This window comes from Fibrobacter sp. UWB1, assembly GCF_002210325.1.
In the GTDB taxonomy this organism is placed as follows: Bacteria; Fibrobacterota; Fibrobacteria; order Fibrobacterales; family Fibrobacteraceae; genus Fibrobacter.
Genome location: NZ_MWQL01000013.1, coordinates 1 through 12,885, shown reverse-complemented (window position 1 = coordinate 12,885; position 12,885 = coordinate 1). Strand labels below are relative to the sequence as shown.

9 protein-coding genes and 2 tRNA genes are annotated in these 12,885 nt (G+C 44.3%); 7 read left to right on the top strand and 4 right to left on the bottom strand.

What is annotated here, in order from left to right; genetic code table 11:
• Positions 1–59 precede the first annotated feature (59 nt).
• A tRNA-Val gene (locus B7988_RS10495) sits at positions 60–132 on the bottom strand.
• A gap of 120 nt (positions 133–252) precedes the next feature.
• On the opposite strand from B7988_RS10495, the gene B7988_RS10490 reads away from it, so the two are divergent.
• Positions 253–1,287 carry a site-specific integrase gene (locus B7988_RS10490; RefSeq protein ID WP_088657868.1) on the top strand — a complete coding sequence of 345 codons (1,035 nt, stop codon included), beginning with the start codon at positions 253–255 and terminating at the stop codon, positions 1,285–1,287.
• Between the two features lie 902 nt (positions 1,288–2,189).
• Here the strand turns inward: B7988_RS10490 and B7988_RS10485 are convergent.
• The gene (locus B7988_RS10485; RefSeq protein ID WP_088657867.1) at positions 2,190–3,050 is read right to left on the bottom strand and encodes a zincin-like metallopeptidase domain-containing protein; all 861 of its coding nucleotides are present in this window, start codon (positions 3,048–3,050) and stop codon (positions 2,190–2,192) included.
• A gap of 781 nt (positions 3,051–3,831) precedes the next feature.
• On the opposite strand from B7988_RS10485, the gene B7988_RS10480 reads away from it, so the two are divergent.
• The 6 genes from B7988_RS10480 to B7988_RS10455 are packed head-to-tail and all read left to right on the top strand — an operon-like array spanning position 3,832 to position 11,365.
• A complete protein-coding gene (locus B7988_RS10480) occupies positions 3,832–5,382 on the top strand; it encodes a type I restriction-modification system subunit M (RefSeq protein WP_088657866.1) in 1,551 nt (516 codons plus the stop codon).
• Position 5,383: 1 nt separating this feature from the next.
• On the top strand, positions 5,384–5,980 hold the full coding sequence (locus B7988_RS10475) for a HEPN domain-containing protein (RefSeq protein WP_141225638.1): 597 nt from the start codon (positions 5,384–5,386) through the stop codon (positions 5,978–5,980).
• Positions 5,977–7,146, top strand: a complete 1,170-nt coding sequence (locus B7988_RS10470; protein ID WP_088657864.1) for a restriction endonuclease subunit S — start codon at positions 5,977–5,979, stop codon at positions 7,144–7,146. Before B7988_RS10475 ends, B7988_RS10470 begins: the two co-directional genes overlap by 4 nt.
• Positions 7,147–7,184: 38 nt before the next feature.
• Positions 7,185–7,769, top strand: coding sequence for a restriction endonuclease subunit S (locus tag B7988_RS10465; protein ID WP_088657863.1), 585 nt, complete (start codon positions 7,185–7,187; stop codon positions 7,767–7,769).
• Positions 7,770–7,786: 17 nt separating this feature from the next.
• A complete protein-coding gene (locus B7988_RS10460) occupies positions 7,787–10,966 on the top strand; it encodes a type I restriction endonuclease subunit R (protein WP_088657862.1) in 3,180 nt (1,059 codons plus the stop codon).
• A gap of 54 nt (positions 10,967–11,020) precedes the next feature.
• Positions 11,021–11,365: a hypothetical protein gene (locus B7988_RS10455; RefSeq protein ID WP_088657861.1), complete on the top strand. Its 345-nt coding sequence runs from the start codon at positions 11,021–11,023 to the stop codon at positions 11,363–11,365.
• Between the two features lie 70 nt (positions 11,366–11,435).
• Here the strand turns inward: B7988_RS10455 and B7988_RS10450 are convergent, their stop codons facing one another.
• Both B7988_RS10450 and B7988_RS10445 read right to left on the bottom strand, forming a co-directional pair.
• On the bottom strand, positions 11,436–12,482 hold the full coding sequence (locus tag B7988_RS10450; RefSeq protein ID WP_170930629.1) for a tyrosine-type recombinase/integrase: 1,047 nt from the start codon (positions 12,480–12,482) through the stop codon (positions 11,436–11,438).
• A 330-nt stretch (positions 12,483–12,812) separates the two neighbouring features.
• Positions 12,813–12,885, bottom strand: a tRNA-Val gene (locus B7988_RS10445).

Below are 12,885 nucleotides of genomic sequence, written 5' to 3'. Positions count from 1 at the left end.
GAGTGCCCAGGAAACAAAAAAGACTTCCGGGGTAGGAAGCCTTTCTAAAACCTTGGTAGTGGACGGTACTGGATTTGAACCAGTGACCTCTGCCGTGTGAAAGCAGCGCTCTAAACCAACTGAGCTAACCGTTAAATTCGAACAAAAAGGCCAAAATGGTATCGGTAAAGACAGAAAAGATGACAAAAAAGCCGCAATCCGTTTGTTGTAAACGGGCTGTTTGTCACCTTTTTTGTCACCTCGAGGTTCACCATGTTGGAAACCATTCATTTGAGAAAAAAAGCCTTAAAAACAAAAGGAGTATACGCACTATACCTCGATTACCAAGTTGAGGGTAAAAGAGTTCGCAAATACACCTCACTTCACTGGATAAATGGGGATAAAACCCATAATAATGCGGTGATGGCTAAAATTGAACGGCTACGGCAAGAAATAGCCGATTCCCTGAGGGGTGGGATATTTGTCGATGATGAAACCACCCTTGTCCAATACGCAAGACTTTATAACAATGGTTTCGCAGAGGAGACCATAAGAAGTCGAGAGAAAACGGTCAAAACAATCATCGAATTTTGCAATGATGTCAAATTGCGTGATGTCAACCGACAGTGGATGCAACGCTATGTCCAGTTCTTGAAAATGCGTAAGAATGGCACCAATACGATAAATTCCCGTTGCGCATTCATTAAGACCCTGATGCATCGGGCTTTTGCCGATGGTGTTATATGTCGCCCCATTGACTTTAGCGGCTTAATGCCAGCAGCTCAACGAGAAAATGCCTGTGCATTGACTTTGGATGAGGTGAAAAAGCTAATTAGGACTCCTCTATATAGAAGTGATGTTTCCAATGCTTTCTTGTTTTCATGCTTTACGGGGTTAAGAATATGTGATGTGCGGCGGTTGAAGTATTCCGATATGCATGAGGGTGTTCTTGAAGTAGTTATGCAGAAAACGAAAAAGCCCATAGTTATCCCCCTAACACCAAATGCGTTAAGGTTTCTGCCGCCTAAAAAACCAGGTGAGTCCTTGGTTTTTCCTTCTTTGCCCAAACAATCGGGGCATCTAAACAGAATCCTGAAACGCTGGACGAAAGATGCTCTAATCAGAAAGAGGGTGACTTTCCATACTGCTCGCAGAACCTTTGCCACAATTACAATGGAATACTCGGCAAATATCTACACCGTTTCCCAGTTGCTGGGACATTCACGCCTCAACACTACCCTACTGTATGTGAATTGTGCTTTAGGGGAGAAAAAGAAAGCTGTAGAAAGTGTCCCCGTAATAGCGTAGAGGCTCGCTAGTTGGTGGCAAGTGTCACGTCCTCCATATACCTAATTAAGTGAATCTATCAATGCAAGGTGGACTCCCCTTATATAAGGGGGTTCTTACCCATTGCGGGCCCTTTTTTGTACGTCTTGGTGTTTTTATAAGGTATAGATTATATGCCTTTGCTGTCTATAAAGGGCTTGTTGTTGATGCTGTTCGCCCTGATAAGCGTGTTTTGCATTTTTTTTATAGTTCAATGTCAGAGTAGCTTTTTAAAAATATATAATAGTAGTATAAGTCATTCGATTGGATTTTTTCTCAATTGGTTGATGTTATAAACATATAGTAGATGATGACAATACGATTCTAACACGGTTATTAACTCAGAACTTAACACAGCTATTAACACCAGTTCCTAACACCGTTCCTAACATCAGTTTTAACGCTTTCATAAAAATACCTTGCTCGGAATCCTAAGCCAATCCAATGGACGTAGGTGCTGTAGCTCAAAGAACGGACAAGGTCGTGATGCCAGAGAGGTTTGTCTGGCTTCTGCTGTTGTAGTATAAAAACGAATTAAACTAAAAGATATGCAGATTTCGTCAGCATCCTAGTTGATGGATTCTGTTCGCCCGCTGTTGGCCTTCAAGGATGTAGTCGGAGTACAGGATAGCCGCTTCGCAAGCCTTGATTAATGGTGTAGCAACCAGCCGCATTGACGTTGATGTTCCCGATTACCCGACTCACTAGGTATCAGTTCCCACGTCAGAAGTGCTCCTAACAAGGGCATTTCTGTCTCCGAAGCCCTCTAAACCCCTCGCCTACGTAGGTAGTCGGTTCCCACAAAGAGTTTAACAAGTGAAAAGAACTGATAAAAAAGAGATAAAAAAGGGGAAAAAAGGAAGGCATTGCCTTCCTTTTCATTTTTACTCGGTTTTAACACCCATGATGAAGTTCGCTGCCTTTTCAGCCTTGGCGGCTGCACTTATAACCAGTTGAGAGTTTCCCTTTATGTGGTCAAGCCAGTTCTTGATGTATGCGGCATTACTATTGTGAGTGGTTTTCGTGTCTAGCCCAAGTTGAGCAAGTGCGAAAGATGCAACCATTTCCGCCACAAGTTCTTCCTTAGAATAAGAAGCACTTCCGAACGGCTCAGGAGCGTCTGTGAATCGGTTGAGTCTGTTGGGGGTTCCTGTGCTATGCCCTAGTTCGTGGAAAAGGGTTTCGTAATAGGAATTGCTAGACTTGAACATGTTGATGGGCGGTAATTGAACCATGTTTCTACTGGGTGAGAAAAAAGCAATGTCTTCCGCTTTATGGGTGAGATTGATGTTTTCTCTTCCAATGTAATTTTGAACAATTCTTTCGGCATTTTCGTCTATCTTGTTTTCGGATTCTTCTTTAGGTTCCCTTTGCCAGCGGGGTTTCAAATCGGTGCAGCTGCTGATGTGAAAAACACAGTAAGCCTTGAAAATGAAATTAATTTTCGTCTCTTTTGTAATTACTCCGTCTTTCTCCACCTCAAACTCCTTGACAAGGGGTTTACAGAAGTAGATTCGGCTCGCTTTGGCGCCTTTACGGATGCGTCCTCCAGCCTTTTGAACTTCCAAAAAACTTGCGTACTCCCCAGGCTCTGCCAAAAGCATCCTGTTGAGTAAGCTATACTGCTTGCCAGTTGCATAGCTTAAAATTTGACCGTTGCAGACCCATGGCTTACACCAAGGGACAACACCTTGTTCAAGCTGGTTAATGATTGTGTTGGTTATCTGTTCGTATATGCTATTCATGGTCTTACCCCTTTTTGTTTTTAGTTGTGGTTGTTTTGGTTGCGTATATGTTCACAAGCCCCATTTTATGAGCTGTTATAATTGCCTTAATCCGCTGTTGCTTTGTCATTGCCATGTTGCCGTCCTTTTTTTGTTGGAGTGTTGTTTGTGCTGTATCTCAGCGCCTCTACCAAAACCATATAGGGTGGTAGCCTCTTCTTGATATAGGGGGGGATGTCAGAGACCTCTTCTTTGACGTTTCGTAATATGGGGAGGTATCATGGTCGCCCCAAAAGACCGCCAAAACAAGGCCAAGGAGGGCAAAATAAGGCGAGGCCAATGCAAAGCAAGGCAAGGACAAATAAAGCCTATGCAAAGCAAGGCAAGGGGGTGTTTTTGGGGAGGCGCCCTTAAGGGGTGTATAGGGGAGTCGAAGTAAAAAAGTATAAGCCCCAGGGGGAATCCAAATTCCTATTGGGAGTCCGAACTTTATTGAGAGGGGGGGGCAAAAAAAGAGAATGTAAAGTTTGACCAAAAAAACAAGAATTAACTAACTGCTTGAGCACTCGATTTTGAAAACCATCTGATATAGGGGGGTCTGAAAAATTTTTCAGGGGGGCGCCTGATTCAGCTATCTTCAGGGTTTCCGCCTATCTAGGTTGCCCCTGTGGAGCGAAATTGGCTCTATGCCCTTTAAAAATGCGAAGTGCTGCTAAAGTCAAGCTCTTCTTTGGGGAAAACTTTAATTAAGTTTAAGGTGTTAAGAAAGCCAAGACTTTTGGCTGTTTCAAGGATATACTTTATGGCTGATAACAAGAAAGAGTTGGAACGGAACGAACTCCATCGTGCGATTTGGGCGCTTGCCGATGAAATGCGTGGGGCGGTTGATGGTTGGGATTTCAAGCAGTACGTGTTGGGAATGCTCTTCTACCGCTATATATCCGAGAATATCACCAACTACATCAATGCCACGGAAGCCAAGGGCTTTGATTATGCAAAACTTTCTGATAAGGAAGCGAAACAAGCCAAAGATGATTTGGTGAAGGAAAAGGGTTTCTTTATTTTGCCGAGCCAACTTTTCTGCAATGTCTTGAACAAGGCAGACAAGGACGAGAACTTGAATGAAACCTTGGAAAGTGTCTTCAAGGGGATTGAAGCCTCAGCGAAGGGAACTCCCTCCGAACCTGACCTTGACGGACTGTTTGATGACTTCGATGTGAACTCCACCAAGTTAGGCAAGACAGTTGCCGACAAGTGCAAAATGCTCCGTAAGCTGATGCATGGCATAGCCGACATGAAATTGGGCGATTACAAGGACAATACGATTGATGCCTTTGGTGATGCCTACGAATACCTGATGGCCATGTATGCGAGTAATGCGGGCAAGAGCGGTGGAGAGTTCTTCACTCCCCAAGAAGTGTCCGAACTGTTGGTTCGCATTATCACCATCGGCAAGAAGTATTTGAACAAGGCTTATGACCCCGCTGTGGGTTCCGCTTCATTGCTGTTGAAGTTTCGCAAGGTGCTTGGCAAGGACGGTGTGCGTAAGGGCTTCTTCGGCCAAGAGAAAAACTTGACTACCTACAACCTTGCAAGAATCAATATGTTCTTGCACGATGTGAACTACAACAAGTTCAACATTGCTCATGGAGATACCCTTACTGACCCGCAGCATTGGGACGATGAACCGTTTGACGGAATCGTGTCAAATCCCCCGTATTCAATCAAGTGGGACGGGGATGACAACCCGCTGTTAATCAATGACCCACGATTTGCCCCAGCTGGTGTTCTTGCTCCGAAATCCAAGGCGGACTTGGCTTTTGTGATGCACATTCTTTCGTGGCTTTCTACGGACGGAACGGCTGCTGTAGTGTGTTTCCCTGGCATTATGTATCGTGGAGGCTCGGAAAAGAAGATTAGGCAATACCTCGTAGATAACAACTATGTGGATGCCATCATTCAGATGCCTGACAATTTGTTCTTCGGTACGAGCATTGCTACTTGCATTATGGTCTTGAAGAAGTCCAAAAAGGACAATAAGATTCTGTTTGTAGATGCAAGCAAGGAATGTGTCAAGGTCACGAATGCCAACAAGCTCTCGGACGAGAATATCGAGAACATCATCAATCGCTTAGTGGAACGCAAGAACAAGAAATACGAAGCGAAACTGGTCTCCATTGACGAAGTTGCCGAACAGGACTTCAATCTTTCTGTTTCAACCTATGTGGAGCAGAAGGACACTAGGGAGAAGGTGGACATTGCGGTTTTGAATAGGGATATTGCGGAAATCGTCAAGAAAGAAGATGCTCTCCGCAAGGCGATAGACAAGATTATAGCCGATTTGGAGAAGTGATATGAGCAAGTCATTAGAGAAATTCTCCAACGGCATTGAAGATGCTAGGAGTATGTTGGCGATTTACGATTGCCACAATTCAAGCGAAAATGCGGAAACAATCAAGGGCTTGTATAAAGACAAATTGCCTGACATAGATGTGTTGAAACGGTTCAGCTTCACCTTGGCTTTCACCGCATTCGAAACCTACATTGAAGACCTTGTGAGGGAAATTGAGCAAAAGCAGATAACTCCTAATTCCACTGAGAAGAACGAGAAAATGCTGGAGCGGTTTCACAACCCCAATACCGAGAACATCCGCAACCTTTACAAAAGTTGGTTCTGCATTGAAGACGTGACATGCCGTTGGTCTTTTGACGGAATGAACAGGGAACAAGTTTGCAAGAAACTTGATGACTATATCCGTAACCGTGGAGAAATCGTACACCGTCTGAAAGAAGACAATGTGCCAGATGTTGCCAAGAGGGACAATGTGGTCAAGTGTGTCAATTTCCTTGACAAACTCGCAAGATGTATGGATGAATATATTGCTAGTGACGAATGGGTTGAAGATGCTCGCAAGAAAAGGGCCGAAAAGGCACAGGGGGGCAACAAATGAGCAAGATAGATGAATTGTTGAAGAAGTATTGCCCCAATGGTGTTCAGTTCATAACGTTTGAAGAAGTCTGTGACTATGAGCAACCAGGCAAATATATTGTCGAAAGTACAAATTATTCCGATGACTATACAACACCTGTATTGACCGCTGGTCAAACATTTATTCTTGGTTATACCGACGAAACAGAAGGGATATACCAAGCATCCAAATCAAATCCCGTAATAATTTTTGATGACTTTACTGGCGCCTTCAAATGGGTCGATTTTCCATTCAAAGTAAAATCATCGGCGATGAAATTACTTACACCAAATGGTAAAGCTTTACTTCGCTACATATTCCATTATATGGGATGTTTGAACTTTTCTTCCGATGAACACAAACGTCTTTGGATAGCAACCTATTCAAAATTCAAAATCCCTGTACCTCCTTTGGAGGTGCAGCGTGAAATAGTCCAGGTACTGGACAGTTTCACGATGCTCACAGCGGAGCTTTCAGCGGAGCTTTCAGCTCGCAAAAAACAGTATGAGTATTACCGAGACCAGTTGCTGTCCTTCAATAATGTTAGGGGGGGGCTAACTTTTGCGAACCCCGAATCTGTAAGGTGGATGACATTGGGCGAGATTTGCGATATGAAAGCTGGTAAGGCAATCGCTGCTGTGGAAATAAATGCAGAACAAACAAAGCAATTTCCATATCCTTGTTATGGAGGAAATGGTGTTCGTGGTTTTGTTGCGAACAGTAATCAAAATGGTGAATTTTGTTTGATTGGAAGACAAGGGGCTTTGTGTGGGAATGTTTGTTTTGCGACTGGGACTTTTTATGCGACTGAGCATGCAGTTGTTGTGAAAAATGATGCAAGATTAAATAATCGTTATCTATATCATTTGCTTACTGCAATGAACCTGAATCAATACAAATCGCAAGGTGCTCAGCCTGGATTAGCTGTAGGAAACCTAGAAAAATTAAGTATTCCTGTTCCTTCAATTTCGGTTCAACAAAAAATTGCAGAAGTCCTTGACAACTTTGATTCCATTTGTTCTGACCTTCAAATCGGCTTGCCAGCAGAGATTGATGCACGAAAAAAGCAGTACGAATACTACCGTGATTTGTTGTTGAGTTTTGAGCCGATTGGCACGGTTCTTGCTAAGCAAGCAAGCAAGCAATAATTAGTCTCTATCAGTATGTTTATGGTTATGTAGAAGTGATGTTAGGTGAAGTGGCAACTATAAGTCGTGGCGGAAATTTTCAGAAAAAGGACTTTGCCGAAAGCGGAGTCCCCTGCATCCATTATGGGCAGATTTATACACGCTACGGACTGTATGCCGACAAGACCATATCCAGCATCAGCAACGAAGCCGCTCAGAAACAGAAGTTCGCACAGCCAAACGACATCGTAATGGCCGTAACAAGTGAAAATGTGGAAGATGTCTGTAAGTGTGTTGCCTGGGTAGGCAATGAACCCATAGCGGTCAGTGGACACTCTGCCATCATCCATCATAATCAAAATGCAAAGTTCTTGACCTATTACTTTCATACATCAATGTTCTTTGAACAAAAACGAAAGCTCGCCCATGGAACAAAGGTGATAGAAGTGACTCCAGACAAGTTGAGTGACATCAAAATCCCGCTCCCATCCCTTGCTGAACAAGAACGGATTGTGGCTGTCCTAGACAAGTTTGACGCATTGGTGAACGATTTGAGCGAAGGTCTGCCAGCTGAAATAGAAGCCCGCAAAAGGCAATACGAATATTACCGAGACAAACTGCTATCTTTTAAGAAGATTGCGTAGTTAAAGGGAAATGGTTTATGATTTACTCTACGATAGCCGAAAGCAACGAAGCGACCGTGGTTGCGGAATACACTCCGACCAAGTCCAAGTCTTCTGCGTACCAGAGCGAAGCCGACTTGGAGAAAGAATTTATCCGCTTGCTTTCCAATCAGGGCTACGAGTATATCCAAATCCATTCCCAAGACGATTTAATCGCCAATCTTCGTACACAGATAGAAAAACTGAACGCCTTTAAGTTCACTGATAATGAATGGGAACGGTTCTTCAACGAGTTCCTGGCAAACAAGAATGAAGGTATTGTTGAAAAGACCAGGACGATTCAAGAAGATTACGTCAAGACCCTTATAACGGACAAGAAGAAGTCCAAGAACATAAAGCTGATTGACAAGGACAACATCCACAACAACTCTCTCCAAGTTCTTAATCAGTATGAAGAGGAAGATGGCTCGCACAAGACGAGATACGATGTCACCATTCTTGTCAATGGATTGCCGTTAGTTCATGTGGAGCTGAAAAGGCGTGGTGTCGCCATCCGTGAAGCATTCAACCAAATCAACCGTTATCAAAGGGATAGCTTTTGGGCGGGGTGCGGACTGTTCCAGTATGTTCAAATCTTTGTTATCAGCAATGGAACGCACACCAAGTATTACTCAAATACCACCCGTAACGCCCATATTAAGGAACTAGGCTCTAGCAAGAGCGGTAAACTCAAAACGAGCAATAGCTTCGAGTTTACGAGTTTTTGGGCGGATGCCAACAACAAGAACATCTTTGACTTGGTTGACTTTACCAAGACCTTCTTTGCCAAGCACACCATACTGAACATCCTTACCAAGTATTGCGTGTTCACATCGGAAGAACTGCTCTTGGTGATGCGCCCATACCAAATCACTGCTACCGAGAAAATCTTAAACCGCATCGTCATTGCCAACAACTACAAGAAGATGGGCACTGTGGGGGCGGGCGGTTACATTTGGCACACAACGGGTTCGGGCAAAACCTTGACCTCGTTCAAAACCGCTGTATTGGCTAGCAAGCTGGACTATGTGGACAAGGTGTTATTCGTGGTTGACCGCCAAGACCTTGATTATCAGACGATGAAGGAATATGACCGCTTCGAGAAGGGGGCGGCAAACGGCAATAAGTCCACGAAGATTCTTCAAGACCAGTTGGAGAATAAGACCGCAAAGGGCGCCTTCAAGGACTACCGCATTATCGTTACCACCATCCAAAAGCTCGGCTGTTTCATTACCAAGAACAAGACCCACGAAATTTACAACAAGCACATCGTTTTTGTATTTGACGAATGCCACCGCAGCCACTTTGGGGAACTGCACCAAAAGATAACCAAGGCTTTCAAGAACTACCACTTGTTCGGCTTTACGGGAACTCCCATATTCCCGCAGAACGCAGGGAGCAGCAAGAATCCGCTGCTGAAGACAACCGAACAAGCCTTTGGCGATAGATTGCACCATTACACGATAGTCAACGCCATCAAGGATGGAAATGTCCTTCCGTTCCGCATAGATTACATCAATACCGTCAAGAAAAAGAACGGTGTGGCGGACAAGAAAGTTTCAGCCATTGATACTGAAGAAGCCCTTGGCGACCCGAAGAGAATCACAGAGGTGGTCAAGTATGTGCTGGAACACTTTGACCAAAAGACCAAGCGAAATGCCTACTATCAGTTGGCGGATAAAAGGCTTGCGGGCTTCAATTCCATCTTTGCCACATCGTCTATCCCGATGGCGAAGAAGTATTACTACGAGTTCAAGAAGCAAATTGAGGAAAAGCCGTTCCCCCTGAAGATTGCGACCATATTCAGCTTTGCTCAGAACGAAGAGGAAAATGGCGGTATTCTGACCGAAGAAGACTTTGAAACAGGCGCCTTGGATGCAACATCCCGTGACTTCTTGGACAAGGCGATAGCCGATTACAACAAGATGTTCAAAACCAACTTTGATACATCGGGCGACAAGTTCTTGAACTACTACAAGGATATTTCGCTCCGCATGAAGAAGCGGGAAATTGACTTGCTGATAGTGGTCAATATGTTCCTCACGGGGTTTGACGCCACCACACTGAATACCTTATGGGTGGACAAGAACCTTAAACAACACGGACTCTTACAAGCCTATTCACGTACGAACCGTATTTTAAATTCGGTCAAGACCTTCGGCAATATCGTCTGTTTCCGCTCTTTACAGCAAGAGACGGATGATGCCATCGCCTTATTTGGCGACAAGGATGCGGGTGGAATCGTTATTCTTCGCACATTTGAAGAATACTACAACGGTTTCAAGGATGAAAAGGGCAAGAAACAACCAGGCTACCAGCAGCTCTTGGATGAATTGCAGACCCTTTATCCATTGGGCGAGGAAATCATAGGCGAGAAGAAAAAGAAGGACTTTGTAGCCCTGTTTGGTGCGATTCTACGGCTTCGTAACATCTTGACATCCTTTGACCAGTTCAAGGATGATGAAATCGCTGAAAGGGATTTACAGGACTATCAGTCCATGTATATTGACATTCACGATGAACTGAAGGGTCATAGGGATGGAACAAAGGAATCCATCAAGGATGATGTAGAGTTTGAACTGGAACTTATCAAGCAAGTTGACATCACCATTGATTACATTCTCGCCTTGGTTGCCCAATACCACGATGGTCATTGCAAAGACAAGACCATTCTCACGAAGATTACCAAGGCGGTCAATAGTAGCCTGGAACTCCGTAGCAAGAAGGACTTGATTGAAGCCTTTGTCGCACGGGTCAATACCAAGACCGATGTGGACAAGGATTGGAAAAAGTTTGTATCGGAAGAACGGGAAAAGGACTTGGTAGAAATCATTTCCGAAGAACGGCTCAAGGAACCCGAAACAAGGGCTTTTGTCGCCAATGCTTTCCATGATGGCGAACTAGACGAGAACGGCACGGAAATAGCCAACATACTCCCCCCGATGTCTCGGTTTGGCGGTGGCAACCGCTCTGAAAAGAAAGCCACGGTCATTGAAAAGTTGCAGCGCTTCTTTGAAAAGTATTTTGGTTTGGGCGATTTTGAAGAAGCTGAAACGGTCGATTCTGATAATGTAGATAAGGCAAGGAACATTTACAAGTTGCCGCAAGCAGAGAACCCAACCCGTTACGGTATGGTAGCTGAAAAGCCTGTTCCTTTTTCTGCCAAGAAAGAAAAGTAAGAACCCATAAAAGATTCACCCTATAAACTAAATGTGAAATATGGGTGAGCGATTATGGATTTCAAAAATATAGTGTTTGAATACGAACTGGACGGTTGCATGCGAATGCTTCGTCTTCAACAGATGTTGGAACAAAATGGCGTGGTTAGTGTCCTTGATTCCAAAAAGGCGCTTATAACGGTTTATGTTGAAGAGCGAGACAAGGAAATAAACAACCCGTTTTTTTATGTCCTTTATGGTTATAACGATATTGGACTCCCATTTCTTGATATTAAGGCAATCAATCCGATTCCAATGTGGGAGGTGTTGCTTCTTCTATGGAGAGAATCGACACTTGATTTTAAGGCGAAGATGATTAAACACATCATTGATGATGTCCGAATAGAGACTGTTACTTAATCGCTCAAACTCAAAAAAGGGGTGGGTCTTTTCGACCCATCCCTTTAACGGTATAGATGCTTTATAAGCATCATATCAGATTTAACGTTTTCAAATAGGTTTCAGTGATGGAGATACAGCTGTGGTTGAGCATTTTTTGCAGTCTGTAAATGTCATTGCCACTCTTGATATAGAATGCCCTGCTGTAGTAATGGCGAAAGTCATGTGCGGAATAGACCGTGGGGATAATTCCTTGCTGATGGAGTTTCTTCATCCAGTAGGAAATTTGCATTTTCAGTTTGGGAGCATCCAAATTGGAGAAGGGCTTCTTCTTTCCCTCAAAGGTGCCAAAGTATTTAAGCACTGGGGTGGCGCCTATACATTCGGTTTCGTTCAGGTGACCGTTGTGTAATTTGCCCTTAGATTGCGTGGTAAATGCTTGTGAGGTGTAGTCGATGTTCAGGCTAGGCAGCCCCCCAATACGCAACCCTCTAAGGGCCATGATAGCGATGGCTGCTTTTAATTCCTTGGGGAGGTCTTTGGAGGAGAGGATTGCATTGACCTCCGTTTCTGTGGGAACCTCGATTTCCTTGGCGGATTCTTTCTTGGGGAGGCTCCTAGTACCTCGCATGGGGTTTACCACTTCATTGTCGGTTACACGTTGGGTGAATGCGTAGAAGCCGCCAATACAGGCGGCATCCCTACGGATGGATGCTGATGCCCTATTGGGGGCGGCTACATTAAGAAAACCCTTAGTGAGGGGCTTTCCTAGAAAGTTGCTTTGGATGAACTTGTCAGCATCGAGGGTGGTTAACTCTGCAAAGGACTTGCCCAGAGTGCTGAGGTACATTTCGAGGCGAGAGAGGGCAAGGGTGTACGCCTCTCTTGTGTGGGAGGACTTGGCGTTAGCAAGGAAGGTAGCCTTAAGGTCTGCGTAATTCAGCTTAGCAATCTTTGCCTTGTGCTGGAGCTCGTTGCTGTATTCGGTTGCAACTGTGATTTTAAGGATGCTAGCCTTGTCTGATTCGGGGAGATTGTCAAAGTTTGGCTTGTTGTTGATGATATTGACAACATTAGCCTCGGTGATGGGTAGATTTTTGGGATTGATGGTCTGGATTTGTTGAGTGGATTCGCTCATGTTTTTACCCCTATTTTTGTACCTGACATAAGACAATGTTATGTAAGGTTTCGTTTCTGCTAAATATACATTTGAGCAGATGTCAAAAGGTGACATTTTGGGGGGCGACCTAAAATGGTGGTCGGGGGGCGCCTGGGAGGGCGCCTGTATGAACGCGTTCAAGATGTGTAAAAAACTTTTAGGATGACAACATCGGTTGCAAAACCTATCTATGTAAACAGCTTATTTGTCACCTTTTTTGTCACCACTGATTTCGATGGCCCGTTTGAACTGGTTCAAAACCGCTTTTTTGAAACAAAAACGCCCTCCGAAGGAAGGGCGTTGTTTGAGTGGACGGTACTGGATTTGAACCAGTGACCTCTGCCGTGTGAAAGCAGCGCTCTAAACCAACTGAGCTAACCGT

Excerpts from the sequence above, each read along its gene's own strand:
- B7988_RS10490 (WP_088657868.1), top strand. The coding sequence starts at position 253 with ATGTTGGAAACCATTCATTTGAGAAAAAAAGCCTTAAAAACAAAAGGA.
- B7988_RS10485 (WP_088657867.1), bottom strand. The coding sequence starts at position 3,050 with ATGAATAGCATATACGAACAGATAACCAACACAATCATTAACCAGCTT.
- B7988_RS10480 (WP_088657866.1), top strand. The coding sequence starts at position 3,832 with ATGGCTGATAACAAGAAAGAGTTGGAACGGAACGAACTCCATCGTGCG.
- B7988_RS10475 (WP_141225638.1), top strand. The coding sequence starts at position 5,384 with ATGAGCAAGTCATTAGAGAAATTCTCCAACGGCATTGAAGATGCTAGG.
- B7988_RS10470 (WP_088657864.1), top strand. The coding sequence starts at position 5,977 with ATGAGCAAGATAGATGAATTGTTGAAGAAGTATTGCCCCAATGGTGTT.
- B7988_RS10465 (WP_088657863.1), top strand. The coding sequence starts at position 7,185 with ATGTTAGGTGAAGTGGCAACTATAAGTCGTGGCGGAAATTTTCAGAAA.
- B7988_RS10460 (WP_088657862.1), top strand. The coding sequence starts at position 7,787 with ATGATTTACTCTACGATAGCCGAAAGCAACGAAGCGACCGTGGTTGCG.
- B7988_RS10455 (WP_088657861.1), top strand. The coding sequence starts at position 11,021 with ATGGATTTCAAAAATATAGTGTTTGAATACGAACTGGACGGTTGCATG.
- B7988_RS10450 (WP_170930629.1), bottom strand. The coding sequence starts at position 12,482 with ATGAGCGAATCCACTCAACAAATCCAGACCATCAATCCCAAAAATCTA.